Annotated in this window: 22 protein-coding genes; 8 read left to right on the forward strand and 14 right to left on the reverse strand. The window is 34.0% G+C overall.

Annotated elements, in window-relative coordinates; all coding sequences use genetic code 11:
- Positions 1–7 precede the first annotated feature (7 nt).
- A complete protein-coding gene (locus ACNQGB_RS11005) occupies positions 8–778 on the reverse strand; it encodes a Dph6-related ATP pyrophosphatase (protein ID WP_417943926.1) in 771 nt (256 codons plus the stop codon).
- Positions 779–881: 103 nt separating this feature from the next.
- On the opposite strand from ACNQGB_RS11005, the gene ACNQGB_RS11010 reads away from it, so the two are divergent.
- Positions 882–2945 (forward strand): M1 family metallopeptidase, encoded by a 2064-nt coding sequence (locus tag ACNQGB_RS11010; RefSeq protein ID WP_417943887.1) that lies wholly within the window; start codon positions 882–884, stop codon positions 2943–2945.
- A gap of 103 nt (positions 2946–3048) precedes the next feature.
- Here the strand turns inward: ACNQGB_RS11010 and ACNQGB_RS11015 are convergent, their stop codons facing one another.
- Entirely contained in the window at positions 3049–3570 is a 522-nt protein-coding gene (locus ACNQGB_RS11015) for a DUF7935 family protein (protein WP_417943886.1), read from the reverse strand.
- Positions 3571–3701: 131 nt separating this feature from the next.
- Here ACNQGB_RS11015 and ACNQGB_RS11020 point away from each other — a divergent pair, with 131 nt between their 5' ends.
- The 3 genes from ACNQGB_RS11020 (at position 3702) to ACNQGB_RS11030 (ending at position 7667) form a co-directional block, all read left to right on the forward strand.
- The gene (locus ACNQGB_RS11020; protein WP_417943925.1) at positions 3702–4472 is read left to right on the forward strand and encodes a sulfite exporter TauE/SafE family protein; all 771 of its coding nucleotides are present in this window, start codon (positions 3702–3704) and stop codon (positions 4470–4472) included.
- A gap of 125 nt (positions 4473–4597) precedes the next feature.
- Positions 4598–6934 carry an ATP-dependent helicase gene (locus ACNQGB_RS11025; protein WP_417943885.1) on the forward strand — a complete coding sequence of 779 codons (2337 nt, stop codon included), beginning with the start codon at positions 4598–4600 and terminating at the stop codon, positions 6932–6934.
- Positions 6935–7046: 112 nt separating this feature from the next.
- On the forward strand, positions 7047–7667 hold the full coding sequence (locus tag ACNQGB_RS11030) for an L-threonylcarbamoyladenylate synthase (protein ID WP_417943884.1): 621 nt from the start codon (positions 7047–7049) through the stop codon (positions 7665–7667).
- A gap of 277 nt (positions 7668–7944) precedes the next feature.
- Here the strand turns inward: ACNQGB_RS11030 and ACNQGB_RS11035 are convergent, their stop codons facing one another.
- From ACNQGB_RS11035 to ACNQGB_RS11045, 3 genes are read right to left on the reverse strand one after another with little or no spacing between them, the layout of a single operon-like run.
- Positions 7945–8778, reverse strand: a complete 834-nt coding sequence (locus tag ACNQGB_RS11035; protein WP_417943883.1) for an OmpA/MotB family protein — start codon at positions 8776–8778, stop codon at positions 7945–7947.
- A 50-nt stretch (positions 8779–8828) separates the two neighbouring features.
- Positions 8829–9830 carry a glycosyltransferase family 2 protein gene (locus ACNQGB_RS11040; protein ID WP_417943882.1) on the reverse strand — a complete coding sequence of 334 codons (1002 nt, stop codon included), beginning with the start codon at positions 9828–9830 and terminating at the stop codon, positions 8829–8831.
- A 12-nt stretch (positions 9831–9842) separates the two neighbouring features.
- Positions 9843–10292: a type I restriction enzyme HsdR N-terminal domain-containing protein gene (locus tag ACNQGB_RS11045; RefSeq protein ID WP_417943881.1), complete on the reverse strand. Its 450-nt coding sequence runs from the start codon at positions 10290–10292 to the stop codon at positions 9843–9845.
- Positions 10293–10391: 99 nt separating this feature from the next.
- Between ACNQGB_RS11045 and holA the strand changes: the two genes are divergently transcribed.
- The 3 genes from holA to ettA are packed head-to-tail and all read left to right on the forward strand — an operon-like array spanning position 10392 to position 13363.
- On the forward strand, positions 10392–11396 hold the full coding sequence (gene holA, locus ACNQGB_RS11050; RefSeq protein WP_417943880.1) for a DNA polymerase III subunit delta: 1005 nt from the start codon (positions 10392–10394) through the stop codon (positions 11394–11396).
- A 53-nt stretch (positions 11397–11449) separates the two neighbouring features.
- A complete protein-coding gene (locus tag ACNQGB_RS11055) occupies positions 11450–11632 on the forward strand; it encodes a CAL67264 family membrane protein (RefSeq protein WP_196851371.1) in 183 nt (60 codons plus the stop codon).
- A gap of 36 nt (positions 11633–11668) precedes the next feature.
- Positions 11669–13363 carry an energy-dependent translational throttle protein EttA gene (gene ettA, locus ACNQGB_RS11060; RefSeq protein WP_417943879.1) on the forward strand — a complete coding sequence of 565 codons (1695 nt, stop codon included), beginning with the start codon at positions 11669–11671 and terminating at the stop codon, positions 13361–13363.
- Positions 13364–13423: 60 nt separating this feature from the next.
- Here ettA and ACNQGB_RS11065 read toward each other — a convergent pair whose 3' ends face one another.
- The 4 genes from ACNQGB_RS11065 to ACNQGB_RS11080 all read right to left on the reverse strand — a co-directional run bounded on the left by ACNQGB_RS11065 (position 13424) and on the right by ACNQGB_RS11080 (position 16746).
- On the reverse strand, positions 13424–13555 hold the full coding sequence (locus ACNQGB_RS11065) for a hypothetical protein (RefSeq protein ID WP_417943878.1): 132 nt from the start codon (positions 13553–13555) through the stop codon (positions 13424–13426).
- 74 nt (positions 13556–13629) lie between these two features.
- Entirely contained in the window at positions 13630–14046 is a 417-nt protein-coding gene (locus tag ACNQGB_RS11070) for a thiol-disulfide oxidoreductase DCC family protein (RefSeq protein WP_417943877.1), read from the reverse strand.
- 120 nt (positions 14047–14166) lie between these two features.
- Positions 14167–14472 carry a GIY-YIG nuclease family protein gene (locus tag ACNQGB_RS11075; RefSeq protein WP_417943876.1) on the reverse strand — a complete coding sequence of 102 codons (306 nt, stop codon included), beginning with the start codon at positions 14470–14472 and terminating at the stop codon, positions 14167–14169.
- Positions 14473–14580: 108 nt separating this feature from the next.
- Entirely contained in the window at positions 14581–16746 is a 2166-nt protein-coding gene (locus ACNQGB_RS11080) for an endonuclease MutS2 (protein WP_417943875.1), read from the reverse strand.
- A 146-nt stretch (positions 16747–16892) separates the two neighbouring features.
- Here ACNQGB_RS11080 and ung point away from each other — a divergent pair, with 146 nt between their 5' ends.
- Positions 16893–17573 carry a uracil-DNA glycosylase gene (gene ung, locus ACNQGB_RS11085; protein ID WP_417943874.1) on the forward strand — a complete coding sequence of 227 codons (681 nt, stop codon included), beginning with the start codon at positions 16893–16895 and terminating at the stop codon, positions 17571–17573.
- 192 nt (positions 17574–17765) lie between these two features.
- Here ung and ACNQGB_RS11090 read toward each other — a convergent pair whose 3' ends face one another.
- The 5 genes from ACNQGB_RS11090 to porX form a co-directional block, all read right to left on the reverse strand.
- Positions 17766–18140 (reverse strand): DUF4258 domain-containing protein, encoded by a 375-nt coding sequence (locus ACNQGB_RS11090; RefSeq protein ID WP_417943873.1) that lies wholly within the window; start codon positions 18138–18140, stop codon positions 17766–17768.
- 36 nt (positions 18141–18176) lie between these two features.
- Positions 18177–19376: an alanine dehydrogenase gene (locus tag ACNQGB_RS11095; RefSeq protein ID WP_417943872.1), complete on the reverse strand. Its 1200-nt coding sequence runs from the start codon at positions 19374–19376 to the stop codon at positions 18177–18179.
- A 93-nt stretch (positions 19377–19469) separates the two neighbouring features.
- The gene (locus ACNQGB_RS11100; RefSeq protein WP_417943871.1) at positions 19470–19943 is read right to left on the reverse strand and encodes a GNAT family N-acetyltransferase; all 474 of its coding nucleotides are present in this window, start codon (positions 19941–19943) and stop codon (positions 19470–19472) included.
- A 10-nt stretch (positions 19944–19953) separates the two neighbouring features.
- Positions 19954–20361, reverse strand: coding sequence for a tRNA (adenosine(37)-N6)-threonylcarbamoyltransferase complex ATPase subunit type 1 TsaE (tsaE, locus tag ACNQGB_RS11105; protein WP_417943870.1), 408 nt, complete (start codon positions 20359–20361; stop codon positions 19954–19956).
- Between the two features lie 59 nt (positions 20362–20420).
- Positions 20421–21974 carry a T9SS response regulator signal transducer PorX gene (gene porX / locus ACNQGB_RS11110; protein WP_417943869.1) on the reverse strand — a complete coding sequence of 518 codons (1554 nt, stop codon included), beginning with the start codon at positions 21972–21974 and terminating at the stop codon, positions 20421–20423.
- Between the last annotated feature and the right edge of the window lie 296 nt (positions 21975–22270).

Consider the following 22270-nt stretch of genomic DNA (forward strand, 5'->3'; position numbering starts at 1 on the left):
TGCGCAATTAGTGTTGTTGCCTTCCATAAATTTTAGGTTCAGGAAGTGGTAGTAAATCACAATACCAAAATCCATAATCAAAAGCATCAGTTGCACTACTATCGCAAGCGGTATCTGAGGCGTCTTCTTTCTCGGGTTTTTCATATTTACGGTATACGACTTCTCCTATTTCGAAAGTTATTGGTTTTGAGAATATGGGCCCATCAAAAGTGAAAGTATGAAATTCGCCGTTTTCGCCACAAACATTAACATTTTCAGGTAAATCATTGATGAAATCTTGGTCGATAACGCGACCAACGAAGCTTTGATCTAAAAATCGTTCGTTGACACAAACCACAATCGTTTTAAATTCTAAACTAATAAATTCTTGAATGAGTTCGTGAGTTGGTATTTTCCATAGCGGAAAAATGCTTTCAAAACCTATTTCGGTTAATTTATCTTCACGGTATTTACGCAGATCTTCGAGGAAGATATCTCCAAAAATAGAATGCGTGACACCTTGTTTTTTTAGTTTGGCCAATGTTTCGCGCATTACATTTTCATAGACTTCCATCGTGGGCATTTCAGGAATTTGCATAATTTCAAGTGGTAATCCAATGCTTTCGGCCTGTTGTTGCAATAATTCCACTCGCACGCCATGCATCGAAATACGCTGATATTGCTCATTTACATTAGTCAGTAAACAGGCAATTTCAATTTCTGGATTTTGTAGGGTTTTGTATAAGGCGAGTGCCGAATCTTTTCCGCTGCTCCAATTAAATAAGGCTTTCTTTTTCAATGTAATTATCTTCTGATTATCTGGAGGTAAACTTACAAAATTAGTCGGATTAGTTTGGGAAACCTTTGTAACTTTGAGAATTGCAGCATTAAATGCCATGATAATGAAATACCTCTTCTTTTTTATTTCTACGTTCACATTTGCCCAACAAACCCAATTTGTTGATTTTAAATCGGTTCAGGGAAAAATTACCGTAAATTCAATTGAAAAAACAGTTTCAGGAGATGTTAATTATGATTTTGATGTTTTGAAATCTATTGACACGATTAAAATTGATGCACAAAATATGGAGTTTTCGGATTTGAAATTAGACGGAAAACCGATTAATTATATCAATACTCAAAAACAATTACAAATCATATTTCCGTTCAAAAAAGGAAAAAATAACCTGACTTTTCACTATTTGGCTAAGCCAAAACAAACCATGTATTTCGTTGGTTCAGAATCAAATGACAATGTTCAAATTTGGACGCAAGGACAAGGAAAATATACCAGTTATTGGTTTCCGAGTTTTGATGATGTGAATGAGAAAGTGATTTTTAATTTAAATGTAAAATATAATAAAGACTATCAGGTAATTTCGAATGGAATTTTGAAATTTAAATCTACAATTGATGGACTTTCGGTTTGGCAATACCAAATGCAAAAACCAATGAGTTCGTATTTATTGATGCTTGCCATCGGAAAATTTGAAAAAATCAGTCAAAAATCAAAATCAGGAATTTCCTTAGAAATGTATTTGGAACCAAAAGACGCAACTAAAGTTGAACCAACATATAGGGATTCAAAACGGATGTTTGATTTTTTAGAAAAGGAAATAGGAGTGAAGTTTCCTTGGGGAATTTATAAACAAGCGCCAGTTCGAGATTTCTTGTATGCCGGAATGGAAAACACATCGGCAACACTTTTCAACACGCGCTATGTGGTCGATTCTATAGGTTTTGAAGACAGAAGTTACACAAATGTCAATGCACATGAATTAGCACATCAGTGGTTTGGGAATTTAGTCACTGCCGAAAGCGGAAAACACCATTGGTTGCAGGAAGGTTTCGCTACCTATTATGCGTTGCTGGCCGAAAAGGAAATCTATGGTGAAGATCATTTTTATTCAAAATTATATGAGTCGGCTTCACAATTAAAATTTGCTTCTCAAACGGATACCATTCCAGTTTTGAATGCCAAAGCCAGTTCATTGACTTTCTATCAAAAAGGCGCATGGGCACTTTTTGTTTTACACGAAGAAATAGGAGATAAGGCATTTAAAAAAGCGGTATCAAACTATTTGAAAAAACATGCATTTCAGAATGTGAATACAGAGGTTTTCTTTATTGAAATCGAAAAAAAATCGAACTATGATTTGAATAATTTTAGTAAAGTATGGCTTGAATCTAGTGTTTTTAATACGCTACAAGCCAATAGGTTATTGCTTAAAAACAAAGCGATTCAGATTCTGTTTGAAGTTGATAAGTTAAAAAACAAATCGTTATCAGAGAAAAGAGATTTTCTTGAAAAAATAATGCAATCTGACGTTTATTTTTCGGTAAAAGAAGCGATTCTGAATCAATTGATAAATGAAAAATGGGAAGATAAAAAGAGTCTTTTTATTTTAGCTTTAGAAACTAAAAATGTGCAATTGCGCCAAACAGTTGTAGCAACATTGAATGAAATTCCGGAAAGTTTCAGAACGCAATATGAAACTTTATTAGACGATAAATCATATCAAACACAAGAACTGGCGCTGTATAATTTATGGAATAATTTTCCAGAGCAACGCAGTCAGTATTTGGATAAATCAAAAATTTGGATAGGTTTTAATGATTATAATTTAAGGACTATGTGGCTAACTTTAGCACTTTCGACACTAAATTATACGGATGACAGACAAGCTTTGGAAACCGAATTAATACACTATTCATCCATAAATTATGAAGCGAATACCAGACAAAATGCTTTAGAGAAATTAATCGCTTTCAAAATAATAAATGACGTTGTTTTGAAAAATCTCGTAAATGCTACTACGCATCACATGTGGCAATTCACTAAATTTGGTAGAGATAACTTAAGAAAATTATTGACAAACCCGGTAATGAGAGTTTCTTTGGAAAGAATAGTTCCTGATTTAGATGAAGCGGAACAATTTCAATTGAATCGATTATTGAAAGAATAAGTCATAAATCAACAGGGATTTAAAAACGCAAATTCACTAATTTCAATCGATAATTCTTTTAGAAATTAGTGAATTTGAGCATTTTTTATGGCTGTACAATGTTTTACCACATCATACTCACTTCATTTTTGATATAAGCTAAAGCAGCGTTGCTAGGCGATTGTTTTTCCATCAAATCGCTTAAAACTACTTCACGCAATTTATCAGCATTGTCAACACGATCACTCATATTCGCTTTTCTAATCATTTGGATTGTTGCATTTTTTGCTGTAACAATAATTGTCCAACATTCATCTGACATGTATATTTGTTGTGTTAAATTATGTTCAAATTCTTGTTCGACATGCGCAATTATCAGATTTTCATAATCGTTTTTATCGTTAGAAATTGGAGCAATCCGAATTAATAACTTAGTGGGATTAATGCGTTCCAAATACAGAGACATTCGTTCATATGCCTGTAAACGTAGTGGTAAGGCCTCTTTTTGAACCTCTTTTTGTAACAACCAGCGCCTTGTATTTTGCTGATCTTTGAAATAAGAGTTAAATAAATAGTAGGCTACGCCGCCCGTAATTATTGAAGGAAGCGTGTAAGCGAGAATTTCTATGATTTTTGTTGAATCCATTTTATTATAAAAATTATAGGCGCAAAAATATACTTTTTTAGGAACAAATCAATTTCTATTTACTAGCAATAAATCAAACTGAATAGTATTTTTGTCCCTTGTAATAGCACTATTTAAAATTGAATACCATAATGGAGACTTATGTTCTAGTTTTACTTTGTTTGGCTGCCTTTGCGGCAGGATTTATTGATGCTATTGTTGGCGGTGGAGGACTGATACAAACCCCCATGGGATTGATCTTATTACCTAATTTGCCTGTTTCAACAGTTATAGGAACCTTGAAAGTTCCTGCTTTTAGTGGGACATCTTTTGCAGCGTATCAGTATTTGAAAAAGGTAGATATGAACTGGAAACTATTGTCGATTATGATGCTTTTGGCCTTTCCATCGGCATTTTTAGGCTCTACTTTATTGACGTATGTGAGCAATGATTTCATGAAACCGTTATTACTGGTTGTTCTTTCTTTTTTAGTGATTTATACCTACGCCAAGAAAAATTTTGGGCAACACATTGAAAAAAATCATTCTCCAAGAACTCAAATTTGGAATGCGATTGCAATCAGTTTTGTTGTTGGTTTGTATGATGGGTTTATTGGTCCAGGAACGGGAAGCTTTTTGGTAGTGGCTTTTATAGCCATCATGGGATTCGATTTTTTACATGCTTCCGCAAATGCCAAAATGGTAAACTTATCGACTAATTTTGGCTCTATCTGCCTTTTTATATTGAAAGGTAAAATCATTTGGGCAATTGCTATTCCAATGGCTGCCAGTAATGCTCTTGGCGGTTGGATTGGCGCTAAACTGGCCATCAATAAAGGAAATAGTTTTATCCGAATTTTCTTTTTGGTCGTAGTTGTGGGGACTTTAATCCGTTTTGCATACGATGTATTTTTTAAAGATTAGCAACTTTGCTAATGGCTCTGTAGCAAGTGAATTTTTGGTTAAATCAGAACTCATTATGATTGTAATTTAAACCTGTTTCTAAATCTTAAATTCTTATTTTTGCATAATAAATTTTAAATTTTTCCATGCATAAATATATCGATCAACTTAACGAAGCCCAACGTGAACCTGTTCTTCAAAAAGACGGGCCAATGATTATCATCGCTGGTGCGGGCTCTGGGAAAACGCGTGTGTTGACTATTAGAATTGCTTATTTGATGAATCAAGGCGTTGATGCCTTTAATATTTTATCGCTTACGTTTACCAATAAAGCGGCACGGGAAATGAAAACCCGAATCTCCCAAATTGTAGGAGCAAGTGAGGCCAAAAACCTTTGGATGGGGACATTTCACTCGGTTTTTGCCAGAATTTTACGTTCCGAAGCCGATCATTTGGGTTATCCTTCGAATTTTACAATTTATGATTCCCAAGATTCATTGCGTTGTATCTCGGGCATTATCAAAGAAATGCAACTCGATCGTGATGTCTATAAACCAAAACAGGTTTTAAGCAGAATTTCCAGTTATAAAAATAGCTTGATTACCGTAAAAGCCTATTTTAATAATCCTGAATTACAAGAAGCGGATGCAATGGCTAAAAAGCCAAGATTAGGAGAAATTTATCAAAATTATGTTGATAAATGCTTTAAATCTGGTGCCATGGATTTTGATGATTTGTTGTTGAAAACCAATGAATTGTTGACTCGTTTTCCAGAAGTTTTAGCTAAATACCAAAACCGTTTTCGTTATATATTGGTCGATGAGTACCAAGATACGAACCACTCTCAATATTTGATTGTTCGTGCATTGTCTGATAAATTTCAGAATATTTGTGTGGTGGGTGATGATGCGCAAAGTATTTACGCTTTTCGAGGTGCGAATATCAATAACATTTTGAATTTTCAAAAAGATTATGATGGTGTGAAAACCTTTAGACTGGAACAAAATTACCGATCAACAAAAAATATTGTAGAAGCAGCAAATACCATTATCGATAAGAATAAGGTAAAGCTGGATAAAATAGTTTGGACTGCGAATGATTTTGGTCCAAAAATAAAAGTGCACCGCAGCATGACCGATGCCGAAGAAGGGCGTTTTGTAGCCAGTACGATTTTCGAACAAAAAATGCAGAACCAGCTTAGTAACGGCTCTTTTGCTATTTTATATCGTACCAATGCGCAATCCCGTGCTATGGAAGATGCACTTAGAAAAAGAGATATTCCGTATCGCATTTATGGTGGTTTGTCTTTTTATCAAAGGAAAGAAATCAAGGATGTATTGTGTTACTTGCGATTGGTTATCAATCCAAAAGATGAAGAAGCTTTGGTGCGTGTCATCAATTATCCGGCTCGTGGAATTGGAGATACAACAGTCGAAAAACTTACGATTGCTGCCAATCACTACAAACGTTCCATTTGGGAAGTGATGCAAAATATTGATAAAATTGACCTAAAACTGAATTCGGGAACCAAACAAAAATTGCAAGATTTTGTAACGATGATTCAGAGTTTTCAGGTTATTGATCAAAATCAAGATGCGTTTTATATCACCGATCATGTGGCCAAAAAAACAGGATTGGTTCAAGAATTAAAGAAGGATGCTACTCCGGAAGGAATGGCAAAAATTCAAAATATAGAAGAATTATTGAACGGTATCAAAGATTTTACCGAAGGTCAAAAAGAAATTGATGGTGCTCGAGGCGCCTTGTCTGAGTTTATGGAAGATGTGGCATTGGCTACAGATTTAGATAAAGACACTAGTGATGAAGACCGCGTGGCTTTAATGACGATTCACTTAGCAAAAGGATTGGAATTTCCTCATGTTTTTGTGGTGGGAATGGAAGAAGATTTGTTCCCGAGCGCAATGAGTATGAGTACAAGAAGTGAACTCGAAGAAGAGCGTCGTTTGTTCTATGTGGCTTTGACGCGTGCGGAGCATCAGGCGTATTTGACATATGCACAATCACGTTACCGTTGGGGCAAATTGACTGATAGCGAACCTTCGCGATTTATTGAGGAAATTGACGCACAGTATTTAGAATATCTAACGCCAGCCGAGTCCAATTACCGGTTTAAGCCAATGATTGATAGTGATATTTTTGGAGATGTGGACAAATCTAAATTGCGTCTGGCAAAACCGGCCAACGGAACGCCGCCGACCAAATATAGTTCAGATAATGAACCTAAAACTGAGATCAATATTCGTAAATTAAAACCTGTCAGTAGCAATGCACCATCTGGTAGTGCGAATTTGTTTGATAATAAATTGGTTGCCGGGAATGTTGTAATGCACGAACGATTTGGAAAAGGCGAAGTTTTAAACCTTGAAGGAGTGGGAGCAGATAAAAAAGCTGAAATCAAATTTGAAGTTGGTGGAATCAAAAAACTATTGTTACGCTTTGCGAAGCTGGATATTATTGGATAGTACCTAGTGGCCAGCTTCTTAGTGTTCAATGACAGTTTGAGTAAACTAAAATCAGATTACTGAAGTTTTAAAACAGGAAATCAAAAATCGTTAATTAAAAATCTTAAATCTGATGGCTCAATTTATAAAAATATACGAAAACAAACCCAACGAAGCCGCAATCGCAAAAGTGGTGAAGGTGCTCAAAGAGGGCGGTTTAGTGATCTATCCTACAGATACAGTTTATGGTTTGGGTTGTGACATTACCAATACCAAAGCGTTGGAACGCATTGCAAAGATTAAAGGGATAAAACTGGAAAAAGCTAATTTTTCCTTTATTTGTCACGATTTAAGCAATTTGTCAGATTATGTTCGGCAGATTGATACGCCAACTTTTAAATTGTTAAAAAGAGCTTTGCCTGGGCCGTACACCTTTATTTTACCTGGAAATAATAATTTACCAAAAGAATTTAAAAAGAAAACTACGGTGGGAATCAGGGTTCCAGAGAATGAGATTGCATTAGCAATTGTGAAGTTGCTAGGGAATCCAATAGTTTCTACTTCTATTCACGATGATGATGATGTGATTGAATATACCACTGATCCGGAGCTTATTTTTGAGAAATGGCAAAACCTTGTCGATATGGTTATTGATGGTGGTTATGGTGATAATATGGGCTCTACGATTATTGATTTATCTGGTGACGAGCCTATTGTAGTTAGAGAAGGTAAAGGAAGTTTGGATATTCTGTAAAATTTAAATATTTGGCAAAATATTTGCTTCTATTCTATAAATTTTTATATTTACTTAAAATTTACATTGCATTATTTTTAAAATAATAGCATGTTATTCTTAATTATATTTAATTGGTTGTTAAAGAACAATTGAGGATACATAAAAGCAGGTTTTACGACCTGCTTTTTTTGTTTATATATTGATCGATTTTAATTAGTTGTTTACTTTTAAAAAGAAATAGGCATAAAAAAACGCCTCAATTTTGAGGCGTTTAATTTTGTATATAAAGAAAAAATTATGGTCTTTGTTTTTTCATTTCTTTTTCAATCATGTCATAAAACTGATCGATTTTAGGTAAAACAACAATACGAGTTCTTCTGTTACGAGCTTTATTTTCAGGGGTATCATTAGCTACTAAAGGAATGTACGAACTTCTTCCTGCTGCAATTAATTGTTCTGGTTTAACACCTAATTGATTGGTTAATACACGAATGATAGAGGTAGAACGTTTTACACTTAAATCCCAGTTGTCTAATAAAATTCCAGTACCAATGTATGGAACATTATCAGTGTGGCCTTCAACCATACATTCAAAATCTGGTTTGTCATTAACAACTTTTGCTACTTTAGCCAAAACTCCTTTTGCTTTGTCAGTAACTTCATAACTTCCGCTTTTGAATAATAATTTATCAGCGATTGATATAAATACAACTCCCTTTTCTACATTTATTTCGATATCTGGATCAGAAATTCCTACAGCACTTTTTAAACTCGTCACTACAGCAAGTGTTACACTATCTTTTTTAGTTAAAGCATCCTGCATTCTGCTGATTTTTAAATCTTTCTCTTTGATAGATTCTAATGCTTTTTCAATATTTTCAGCTCCTTTTGTAGATAAGATCGTCATATCTTTAGAAGTGCTAATCAATCCTTGGTTTTGTTCTTTTAACAAAGACGCTGTTGCTGAAAGCGCTGCTTTTTCCTCTAAACAAGCATTTAATTTTACGGTAGCAGTGTTTAATAAGTCCTGAGTTTCTTTATTTCTAGCTTCTAATTCAGTATATTTCTTTTTAGAAACACACGAAGACAATAGCGCTAAAACGGATAAGGCAATTACTATTTTTTTCATAAATGGTATTGATTTAATTAAATGTTAAAAACAAATTTACTTTTTTATATTTATTTTGTTCTAAATAAATCGTTAAAAACAACGACTTTCCTAATAAAATAGATGAAAACGATACTTTTTATCCAATAGTATTTTTGTTCTTGAAATTTAGTTCTTTTTTTATAATGAACTAAAAAAAGTTTGTAAAACGAAAAATGAGCTTTTAATATTGCTACAAAATGTTTGAATTTTCCAGTCGCAAGAAATTGCATTCCTGCAATTCCATCTAGAACCATTCTGCCTAAAAGAACTGGATATAATTTATTTTGAGGAAGATTTTTTGTCAACATCAATAAGGAGTTTCTGAAATTCAAAAATGTTTTTTTTGGATTTCCTTGCTGCAAAGTTGCTCCGCCTACATGATACACTACTGATTCTGAAATGTATTTTATTTTATGCCCTTTATTTAATGCGCGCCAACACAAATCAATTTCTTCCTGATGTGCAAAAAATTCGTCATCAAAGCCTTTTAATTCATTAAAAACACTACTTCTAATAAAAAAACATGCGCCACTTGCCCAAAAAATCTCTATGTTGTCATTGTACTGGCCAAGGTCCTTTTCGATAGTGTCAAATATGCGACCACGACAATAAGGATAGCCAAATTTATCTATAAAACCTCCCGCAGCACCAGCATATTCAAAGTATTCTTTGTTTTTAAAATCCAATATTTTAGGCTGAATTATAGCCGTATTGTGTTCGATTAAAAAAGTTGTAAGTATGGGTTGCAACCAATTCTCTGTCACTTCAATATCAGAATTTACCAAAGCATAGAGTTCAGCATCGACTTGTTTTAATGCTTCGTTGTAACCGCTGGCAAAGCCCAGATTGCCTTTGTTTTCAATAATCCTAACGGATGGGAAATGTGCTTTAACATAAGCAATAGAAGTATCTGTTGAGGCATTATCCGCAACATAAATAACTGCATCTGGTGAATTTTTTACAACAGAGGGTAAAAATTGTTCTAGCAATAAAACTCCATTCCAATTCAGTATAACTACAGCTATTTTCATAACAATTTTTGATTATTCTATTTTATACGTTGGCAATTCATGTAGGAATTGATATTTTTCATTTTCAAAATCCATTTGGCAAAAGTAGTGATTCAAACCATTGGTTACCATCAAATATTGAGCATTCATCGTCATATTATAACGAGCAATTTGGTCAAAAGTAGCTTGTGCAATTTTTACTTCGGGCGCTTTGCATTCGATTAGAATAAAAATGGAACCATCAGAATTGAAAACGACGACATCGTACCTTTTGCGTAAGCCATTGACTTTTAAAACTTTCTCTAAGTTAATCAATGATTTTGGATATTTTTTTTCTTCCAATAAAAATCGTACAACATGTTGACGAACCCATTCTTCGGGAGTAAGAATGATAAATTTTTTCCTGATTTCATCAAAAATAGAGACTTTATTTTCGCTATTTTTGAATCGAAAAGTATAGGTAGAAAAATTTAATTGCTGCATAAAGCAAAAATATAAAATAGTTTGAAGTTTCAGGTTTAAAGTTTCAAGTTTTACAACATAGAGACGGAGTACTGCAACTAAATACTGAACATTTTAAAAATGGACGAGGTTTTAAAAATTGTAAATGACATTAAAAACGGGAACATCAAACCAATTTATTTTTTGATGGGCGAAGAACCGTATTATATCGATAAATTATCTTATTTTATTGAAGAAAAAGTTTTGACCGAAGAAGAAAAAGGTTTTAATCAAACTGTTTTATACGGCCGAGACGTTTCTATAGAAGATATTATTTCGACAGCCAAACGCTACCCGATGATGGCAGAACGTCAAGTGGTCATTGTTAAGGAGGCACAAGATTTAATCCGAACAATCGACAAATTAGAAAGCTATGCCGAAAACCCTATGGCAACTACGGTTTTGGTATTTTGCTATAAATACAAAACGCTTGATAAACGTAAAAAAATAACTAAATTACTAGCGAAAAATGGCGTAGTTTTCGAAAGTAAAAAATTATATGACAATCAAGTTGGCGACTGGATTAAGCGCGTTTTGGCAGGCAAGAAATATGAGATTGAACCCAAGGCTAATGCAATGTTAGTTGAATTTCTGGGAACCGATTTGAGTAAAATAAATAATGAACTAGAAAAGCTACAAATTATTTTGCCAGTAGGAAGTACTATAACTCCCAAACATATTGAAGAAAATATTGGTTTCAGCAAAGATTTTAACGTATTTGAATTGCGAAAAGCATTAGGCGAACGCAACCAGCTGAAGGCCTATACCATTGCGGATAACTTTGCTCAAAATCCAAAAGACAATCCAATGGTTGTGACCACGGGTTTAGTCTTTAGTTTCTTTATCCAATTGTTGAAATACCATGGTTTAAAGGATAAAAACCCAAAAAATGTAGCCTCAGTTTTAGGTATAAATCCGTTTTTTATGAAGGAATATGACGTAGCTCTAAAGAATTATCCCATGAAAAAAGTAAGCCAAATAGTGGGAGCCTTACGAGATATTGATGTAAAAAGTAAAGGTGTTGGAGCCAATGCCTTATCTCATTCAGATTTATTAAAAGAAATGCTTTATAAAATATTTAATTAAAGCGTAAAAAATCCCGATATTTGCATTTCTTAAAAAACAAAAATACCTCAATTATGGGAATGAATAAAAACACTATTTTAGGTTGGGCAACTTTAATAATGATTCTTATGGGATTACTATTAATAGGTTTAGGAGCTTTCCGTTACAGTGATGTTTCAGGATGGGGATTTGCCGCTGTAGGTGTTGGATTTTTAGCGAATGCTTGGGTATTTAGTTCACTTAAAGGAAGACTTTAATAGTTATTTTAAATAAATTTTAAATTAAAAAAGAAGATGGCAGACGATAAGAAAGTTATATTCTCAATGTCAAAATTGAGTAAAACCTATCAGGGAGCAGATAAACCAGTGCTGAAAAATATTTATTTGAGCTTCTTTTATGGAGCAAAAATTGGTATTTTGGGTCTAAATGGTTCTGGAAAATCTTCTTTATTGAAGATTATCGCGGGAGTTGATAAAAATTATCAAGGAGATGTAGTTTTTGCTCCAGGTTATAGTGTTGGATATTTAGAACAAGAACCGATTCTTGATGATAGTAAAACGGTTATTGAAATTGTAAGAGAAGGAGTTGCAGAAACTATGGCAGTTTTAGACGAATTCAATAAAATCAACGATAGTTTTGGTTTACCTGAAGTTTATGAAAATGCAGATAAGATGGAGCAATTGATGGATCGTCAAGCGCTTTTACAAGATAAAATTGATGCATTGGGTGCTTGGGAAATCGACACTAAACTAGAAATTGCCATGGATGCTTTGCGAACTCCAGAAGGCGACACTCCAATTAAGAATTTATCTGGTGGGGAACGTCGTCGTGTAGCATTATGTCGTTTGTTATTGCAACAACCAGATGTACTGTTGTTAGATGAGCCTACCAACCACTTGGATGCCGAAAGTGTATTGTGGTTAGAACAACATTTAGCACAATATGCTGGAACTGTAATTGCAGTAACGCATGATAGGTACTTTTTGGATAATGTGGCAGGTTGGATTTTAGAACTAGATAGAGGAGAAGGTATTCCTTGGAAAGGGAATTATTCGTCTTGGTTGGATCAAAAATCAAGCCGTATGGCACTGGAAGAAAAAGTAGCTTCGAAACGTAGAAAAAACTTAGAACGAGAGTTGGATTGGGTTCGCCAAGGGGCCAAAGGACGTCAGACGAAGCAAAAAGCACGTTTGCAGAACTACGATAAATTATTGAATGAAGACCAAAAACAACTGGATGAAAACTTAGAAATCTATATTCCAAATGGTCCGCGTTTAGGAACTAATGTTATTGAAGCCAAAAATGTTGCTAAAGCATTTGGGGATAAGTTACTGTATGATAATTTGAATTTCACCTTACCGCAAGCTGGAATTGTTGGGATTATTGGGCCAAATGGTGCTGGTAAATCAACAATTTTCAAAATGATAATGGGCGAGCAAAAACCAGATTCAGGTGAATTCTCCATTGGTGATACTGTAAAAATCGCTTATGTTGATCAAGCGCATTCTAATATTAATCCAGACAAGTCCATCTGGGAAAACTTTGCTGACGGTCAGGAATTAATAATGATGGGAGGAAAACAAGTAAATTCTAGAGCGTATTTGTCTCGATTTAATTTTGGTGGCGGAGAACAAAACAAGAAAGTTTCCATGCTTTCCGGTGGAGAACGCAACCGTTTGCACCTAGCAATGACTTTGAAAGAAGAAGGAAACGTACTTTTGCTGGATGAGCCTACGAATGATTTAGATATCAACACACTTCGTGCCTTAGAGGAAGGTTTAGAAAGTTTTGCAGGTTGTGCGGTAGTTATTTCTCACGACAGGTGGTTTTTGGACCGAATTTGCACGCACATTCTTGCTTTTGAAGGTAACTCTGAAGTGTATTGTTTTGAAGGTGGATTCTCTGAATACGAGGAAAATAAGAAAAAACGTTTGGGTGGAGATTTAACACCAAAACGATTGAAATACAGAAAATTAATCAGAAGTTAATTCTGCCAGATTATTTTTTAATAATTAGAGGATGTCCAATTTGGACATCCTTTTTTTTAGTTATTTTTTTGCTTTTTTATCGGAATTCATCATGATTAAAACCGAAATAATCAAGCCAATGATTACTAAACCGAATACCACAAGCATTATAAAGGTTCCATTGTCCCAGAAGAAAAGTGTAGTGTCTTTCATGATATATTTGTTTTAAGTTTGAACAAAAATACTATCCTTATACATGAAAAGGTATGATAATTATCATGTATGAATTATTCTAAGAACTTTGCATTTAATTCCTTTGTTGGGATCATACAACTTTCCCTTTTGCCAAACCATTTGTAGCGATTTTTTGCAATATAGTCATATACAAAATTGCTAATTGAAGTTGGTAATACCGAAAAAATGGAAGCCAAATAAAAAAAGCCTCCTAGTTTTTTTGCGATTTCAAAGGCCGCTTCTGATTTATAATAGTAAGCCAAACCTGGTTCAAAGAGGATTATACTATCCGTTTTTTGAGTGTCTATTCCTAAATGTTTGATAATTTCTTGACCTAAATCAGATTGTATGGCTACGAATCTAAAAATATCATTGGTATCGTGTTTAATGATGAATTGAACTGCGGAATCACACAGATTGCAAACACCATCAAAGAGGATAATTTTTTTGTCTTTAGGAATATTGCGCATTTTTCTTGTTTAGTTTATCATTATGAGAATCGTACGCCATCGTATTAGGTTGCTCAACTTGTTTCCTGCTAGTGCGATTGCTTCGTTCCTAGCAATGACTTATGTTAGTCTATAGGAGAGTTATTCCGTCATTATATCTTTAATTTCTTCAAATAAATCTTTCCAAGTTGGGTTTATAGAACGAATTAAAGTATTTTTTGTTTCTCTTGAACCTGCTTTTATTTGTTTCTCTCTAGCTATAGCATCACCAATCCATTGAAATTGCTCATAATAAACTAATACATTCACATTATAACGGGCAGAAAATGAAGTAGGATGTCTTTTTTCTTTGTGCTCCAAAATTCTTTGAGGTAGATTAGAAGTGACGCCTGTATAAACTACGGTTTGGTATTTATTAGTGATGATATAGATAAATCCAGGTTTCATGTTTTTTTATTTGAATTTGTCATTACGAGGAACGAAGCAATCGCATTAAGTTGATCAACTTGTATCCTAAAATAGTACGATTGCTTCGTTCCTCGCAATGACATTAGCCTATTTTTTCCCGGCTTCCACGAATTCTAATGCTTCCAGACTTACTTTTGAAGTGAATACACCATAATTTACGGTTGCTTTATTTTTTTCGATACTGTCAATTGTTCCTACCGCTTTTCCATCAAACATGCGCACACGGTCACCAATTTTTAAAACTGGCTTAGGTTTTTCAACAACAACTTTTAACTTTTTCTCTTTCTTTTCCTGTCTAATTTCCTCCACCTGTACAGTTACCTCTTGAATAACCTCTTTTTTCTTTTCAATAAGTGCTTTGGTTTCTTTGGTCGAAGCTTTTTTGCGTTTTGAATTTTCGATTTCAATAATTCTCATAAATTCGCCAAGCAGTTCTTTTTTATTTTTATTATTGAAATATTTCTCTGAAATGTCTTCAATTTTTTGACCTATGTAAATTGTTTTCTGATTGCTATCGTACAATTCTTGATAACTCTCTAGTTTTTGCTTGATTTTTACATTAATAGTTTCCAGTTTCTTGCCTTCTTCACGTGCTTTGGTCTCTTCCTCTTTAAGTGTTTGGGACGTTTTTTCCATTTTTGAACGTTCTTTTTGGAGCGTAGCAATTGTTTTATCAAAACGTACTTTACCGACTTCAATTTTCTTTTTTGCTCTGTTGATTAAGCTAAAGGGGATTCCGTTTTTTAAAGCCACCTCAAAGGTGAAGGAACTTCCTGCTTGACCCAAGGCCAATTTGTACATGGGTTCTAATGTTTTTTCATCAAAAAGCATATTGGCATTAGTCGCAAAAGGCAATTCGTTAGCCAGAATTTTTAGATTAGAATAATGTGTGGTAATGATTCCAAAAGCTTCTCGATGGTAGAATTCTTCCAGAAAAATTTCAGCTAGTGCACCTCCTAATTCAGGATCAGAACCTGTACCAAATTCATCAATTAAAAACATAGTTTTACTATTGCACTTTTTCAAGAAATAGTTCATGTTCTTTAATCGGTAACTGTATGTACTTAAGTGATTTTCAATAGATTGATTGTCACCAATATCTGTTAGAATTCTATCAAAAAGAAATGTTTCACTGCGCTCATGAACGGGAATTAACATCCCGGATTGTAACATTAATTGTAGTAAACCCACCGTTTTAAGTGAAATTGTTTTACCACCCGCGTTAGGACCAGAAATAACTATGATTCTGTTTTCTTGATCTAGCTCAATAGTCTGCGGATGTGTAATTTCGTTTTTTTGTTTGTTGTTCAAATACAAAATAGGATGGTACGCTTCTCTAAAATAAAGTCTGCGTTCCTCAGTTATTGTTGGTAAAATACCATTGATTCTATTAGCATATTTTGCCTTGGCAGCAATAACATCAATATCACTCAAGAAATCCTGATATTGAATTAGTAAATTTAAATAGGGCCGAATTTGATTTGATAATAATTTCAATATCCGATTGATTTCCTCTTTTTCCTCATACTCTAAATTGCTTAATTCTCTAGAATATTGCAAAGTGGCTTCGGGTTCGATGTAGGCAATACTTCCGGTTTTTGAGCTACCCATTATAGAACCTTTGACTTTGCGACGGTACATGGCTAAAACTGCCAAAACTCTTCTGTTTTGTACAAAACTTTCTCTAATATCATCTAGATATCCTAAAGAATTGTAATGTGTCAATGCGGTTCCAAAGCTCTGATTTACCTTGCCACGAATAGCGTTCATTCCTCTTCGAATGTTTAATAAATCTGGAGATGCATTGTCTTTTATTTCACCGTATTTATCCACCACATCGTCGACCATGATAATTATGTCCTTAGTAAGCTCAACTTGGTTTGCCCTCAAGTTTAAATTAGGATAGTAATCTTCAAATTTTCTTAAAAAAGTTAATAGAAAATTTACAGTGGAAGAGATTGTAGCTATTTTTCTGAAACTGTTTACTTCCAGAAAACTGTCTTCAATGGCAAGGAATTTTATCTCATGCGTAATGGCATCAAAACCGTGATTGGGAATGGCATTATTATTTTGGAAAGACGAAACATATTCTGAGGTTTGCAACAAAGCGCGCATCAAGGAATCTTTATCTTTGAAAGGAGTTATTTCTAAAGCTTTTTCCTTTCCAATGTCTGTATTACAGATGGTTGATATGGTTTCGAGTACAGTTGGAAATTGTAAATCTTGTAATGTTTTTTCGGTAATGGATATCATCTAGGTGTAGAATTCATTTTAAAACAAAAATAGTTAATAGCTACGACTATTTAACAGTTCTTCACAAAGTTTTAAATAATGTTTATTGTCGTTTGTACGATATAAAAATTGATTTGAAACGTATATTTGCATAACAAAACGTATTTATGCAAATCAATCTCATTCCCACTTGGCAAACTATTTTATTGGATGAAATCAAAAAAACCTATTTTCAGGAATTGATGGAATCCGTTGATGAGGAATATAAAAACCATACGTGTTATCCTCCGAAAGAATTGATTTTTAATGCGTTGAACTTTTGCAGTTTCAAAGATATAAAGGTTGTTATTATTGGTCAAGATCCCTATCATGGCAAAGGAGAAGCAAATGGTTTGTGTTTCTCTGTGAATGACGGAATTCGAATTCCGCCATCTTTGCGAAATATTTTCCGGGAGATGAGCGATGATTTAGGTGCTATTCTAATGCCTACTTCTGGAAATATAGAGGCTTGGGCTAAGCAGGGCGTTTTATTGTTAAATGCTTCCTTGACGGTAATAGAAGATACTGCTAACAGCCACAAACACTTAAAGTGGAATCTTTTTACGGATGCTGTGATTCAGAAAATATCAGAGGAGAAGGAGCATGTTGTGTTTTTGCTGTGGGGAGGTTTTGCCCATAAAAAGGGACTTAAAATTGACCGAAACAAACATTTGGTTTTAGAATCGGGACATCCTTCGCCATTAAGCGCCAATCAAGGAAAGTGGTTTGGCAATAAACATTTTAGTCAGACCAACGCGTATTTAGCACACCATAAAAAGAAAACGATAGACTGGATTGAAAAAATCTAGCAAAAGTAATTTCCTAATCCTATACTACTTTGCGTGACTGATGGCAGTGGAGCTCTTTTATGAAAGGCCTTTTTGGCCTCGAATAAAAAGCGGGAACGAACACAGCAGGGCCTGAAGCTTTTGCGGAGGTGCACGCCCAAATGTGCATTAAAAAAAGTGAATTATATTCTAATACTATTCGAATTAGAATATTTATTTTTTAATAATTTCCTCTAAAACGGCTTTATCGGAATAATTAATAACTTTTAAAGTTACCTCTTGGTTTTTGATTGTTTTACCCTCAATGATGTATAATTTACCTTTTTTTAATTCGATATTACTGTTGTCAAAATCTACATCACCAAATTGAAGGGTATTTTTTATATCAGCAGTATCAATCCATTTTTCAGCCAAGATTATGGAAGCTTTATCGGAGTAATAGAAGGGTTTGTTTCTTAAATCATTTAAAACTCTTGCATTGGGAAAATAGTTGCAGCGGGTATCTTTACCGCTGAAAACTAAGGCTACAAAAAACAAACCGATAACCAAACCTACCAAATAATAGGCAAAACGATGTATGAATTTCATGAATTAAATTTTTTGCAAAGGTAGCTGAAAGTTTTCTTAAAAAACAATTAAATTAATGTCGTTGTTAGGCAAGTCGAACCAATCACCTATGGCGCTATTGGTCAAGATTCCGTGGTACATGTAGACCCCATTTTTTAATCCTTTGTCGCAACGAATCGCACTTTCGATACCACCATCTGCAGCTATTTGCAACAAATAAGGCGTTATGATATTGCTGATGGACAAGGAGGCAGTTTTAGAATAACGAGAGGGAATATTGGGTACACAATAGTGTAAAACATTACTTTTTATAAACGTAGGTTTTTCGTGAGACGTTACTTCTGAAGTTTCAAAACAACCACCAGTATCGATGCTTACATCTACAATTACGGCACCGTTTTTCATGTTTTCGACCATAGTTTCAGTAACAACAACAGGGCAACGGTCTTTTCCTCGCATGGCTCCAATTGCCACATCACATCGTCTCAAGGCTTTTAACAAGGCTTTTGGTTGTATTGTGGAAGTAAAAATTCGTTGGTTCAAATTATTTTGTAATCGGCGTAATTTTGTGATGGAATTATCGAATACCTTGACATTTGCACCTAAACCTATGGCAGTTTTAGCGGCAAATTCGCCTACTGTTCCTGCCCCAATTATAACAACATCAGTAGGAGGCACTCCTGTTATGTTACCAAATAAAAGTCCTTTACCAAATTCATTCGTAATCATTAACTCAGCTGCAATAAGTATGGACGCAGTTCCCGCAATTTCAGATAAGGATTTTACTGCAGGATAGGTTCCACCTTCATCTTTGATGTATTCGAAAGCAAGAGCGGTAATTTTCTTTTTGGTCAACGCTTCAAAATAGGTTTTTTTTCTGGTTTTTAATTGTATAGCAGACACAACAATGGTTTGCGGGTTCATCAACTCAATTTCGGCTAAAGTTGGTGGCTCAACTTTTAGAATCATCGGACAACTGAATACTTTTTTAGTATCACTGGTCACTTCAGCACCTGCATCACAATATTCCTTATCAGTATAACTAGAATTGAGACCAGCTCCAGCTTCAATCATTACCCGATGACCGTGGTAGGTCAGCGAGTTTACAGCATCTGGCGTCAGGCAAATACGGCGTTCTTGGTAACTAGTTTCTTTTGGAATACCAATGAAAAGTTCACTTTTTTGTCTTGCAACTTCCAGTTTTTCTTCTTGAGGTAAAAGCTGTTGTTTGGTAAATGGCGTTATAGTAATTGACATTGCTGTTGATAAATTAAGGGTACAATTTACGCAAAAAGTTTTAAAAATTTTGCAACTTTAATTTTGTTGAATTGATTTCAAGTTTAGTGTATTTCACCGGATGGTTCGCTCCATTTTGATATCAGCTCTTTCATATATACCCTCTTCCAAGGGAATTTCAACAAAACCAAATTTTTCATACAAATGTATTGCGGATACCAACTTTCTGTTGGAATATAAAATCAGTTTGTCCCATTTTTTTTCTTGGGCAAATGATATACAATGGTTTAGCATTTTTGTTCCAATTCCTAATCCTTGCACACCATCAGTAACAGCCATTTTACTTAATTCAAAGGTCGAATCGTCCATTTTTATAAGAGAAACTGTACCAATAATGGCATTATTATGTTTGGCATAAAAAATAAATCCCCCTTTGTCAATAATTTGCCCTTGTGGATCCGAAAGCACAATTTCATCTTTGGGTTCTACTTTGAAATATTTGGTAAGCCATTCTAAGTTTAAGATTTTTATAGGAGCTACTAATTCATCTGAAAAAGGAATGATTTCTACAGTAAGATCTGCGTTCATGATTAAATTTTTATTTTAGTGTTAAAGAACGTGTTCCGTCCGGAAGTAATGAGATCGTAATAACCGAATGAACTTCAGGAATTAAATTGGGAATTTTCTCTGCCCATTCTATAAAACACCAATTTCCAGAATACAAATAATCATCAACACCCATATCTAAAGCCTCTTCTTCTTTGTTTAATCTGTAAAAATCAAAATGATATACTAATGTATTATTATCCGCCTCATATTCGTTGACCAAAGAAAAAGTCGGACTGCTTGTGGCGCCAGTTACCCCCAGTGTTAGGCACAATTGCTTGATTAATGTGGTTTTACCCACGCCCATTTCTCCATGAAAAAGAATTATTTTATTAGGCTTTTCGGCTATGATTTTTTGCGCAACTTCTTCGAGTTGGTCAATAGAAAAAGTGATATTCATTCTGATAAAATTGTTTAATGTTCTTGACATACACTAAAAACTGATACTGACTACTTTTTTTACTTTGGATTAAAAACTAAAAACGGAATAATCATTTCTTCTAATGATATTCCACCGTGCTGGTATGTATTTTTATAATAACTCACATAATGATTGTAGTTGTTCACGTAGGCTAAAAACAAATCATTTTTTGCAAAAATATAAGAACTACTCATATTAATGGTAGGCAAGCCAATATTTTTTGGTTCTTTTACAGCATAGACATCTTTGTGTTCATACGTTAAACTGCGACCTGTTTTGTACCGTAAATTTAAGCTTGTGTTTTTATCACCCACAACTTTCGATGGATTTTTTACATTGATGGTTCCGTGATCAGTGGTCAAAATCAATTTGAAACCCATTTTTTGAGCTTGCTGTATAATTTCTAATAAAGGTGAATTCTTGAACCAACTTAACGTTAACGAGCGATATGCCTTGTCATCGGAGGCTAACTCTTTCACTACATCCATTTCAGTTTTAGCGTGAGAGAGCATATCAACAAAGTTATACACAACAGTTACTAAGTCATTATCTTTTAAGGCTTTGAAGCTTTCGGCTAATTTTTTACCACCAGCAAGACTTGTTATTTTAAAATAGTCCTCCTTAAGATCTAATCCCAACCGTTTCAATTGAGCGGTCAAAAATTCTGCTTCAAAAAGGTTTTTACCTCCTTCTTCGGGATCGTTTTTCCAATACTGAGGGAACTGTTTTTCCATTTCCAAGGGCGTTAAACCCGAGAAGATAGCGTTTCGCGCATATTGTGTCGCCGTAGGAAGAATAGAATAGTAGGGCACTTCTTTCTCTAATTTATAGTAATTTCCTACTACACTTTCAAAAGTTTTCCATTGGTCATAGCGAAGATTATCAATTACAACAAATAAAATAGGCTTGTCTTTTTTCTTGAGTTCTGGAAGCACTAATTCTTTGAACAACGTGTGCGATTGAACTGGTTTATCCGCTTTTGGAGCATACCAATCCTCATAATTGCGTTCGATGAATTTTCCAAATTGTGAATTGGCTTCTGTTTTTTGAGATTCTAAAATTTCAACCATACCTTGATCGTCAATATTCTCTAATTCCAATTCCCAAAAAATCAGTTTTTTATACAATTCTATCCAGTCTTCATAGGAATTTACCATTGCCATTTCCATGGTGATTTTTCTAAATTCCTTTTGATAATCCAGCGTTGTTTTTTGAGAAATCAATCGGGAATGATCCAAGTTTTTTTTCAAACTCAATAAAATTTGATTCGGATTCACAGGTTTGATTAAATAATCTGCAATTTTAGAACCTATGGCTTCCTCCATAATATATTCTTCCTCACTTTTGGTGATCATAATCATAGGAACCGTAGATTTTTTTTCTTTCATGTCTGAAAGTGTTTCCAAACCACTCATTCCAGGCATGTTTTCATCTAAAAAAACAATATCAAAATTATTTTCTTCAAATATTGTGATGGCATCAAGTCCATTATTACAAGTGGTTACCTCGTAATTTTTCTTTTCTAGAAATAATATATGTGGTTTCAAAAGGTCGATTTCATCATCTACCCAAAGTATTTTTATTTTATTCATAAGATGCATTTACAAGTGTTCAGTTGAACGATATTAAAGTGCCAAATTACATTTTTTTGCAACTGTATTCTGCTAATATTTTGATAATTTTTGACAAAATACAGGACACTAACACTGAACTCAAGTTCTATTTTATTATTTTTTTTATAATTCTAAGACTTTTTTAAATCGTAGTTCATTTGAAAAATTGAATTTTTAAAATCAAATAAAACGGTGGTATTTTTTTTGAAAATACTTAGAAATATACTGTAAAAGGATCGTTTTAATATGACTTCACTGAAATAAGTAGTTTGCAC

The organism is Flavobacterium frigidum (genome assembly GCF_048286795.2).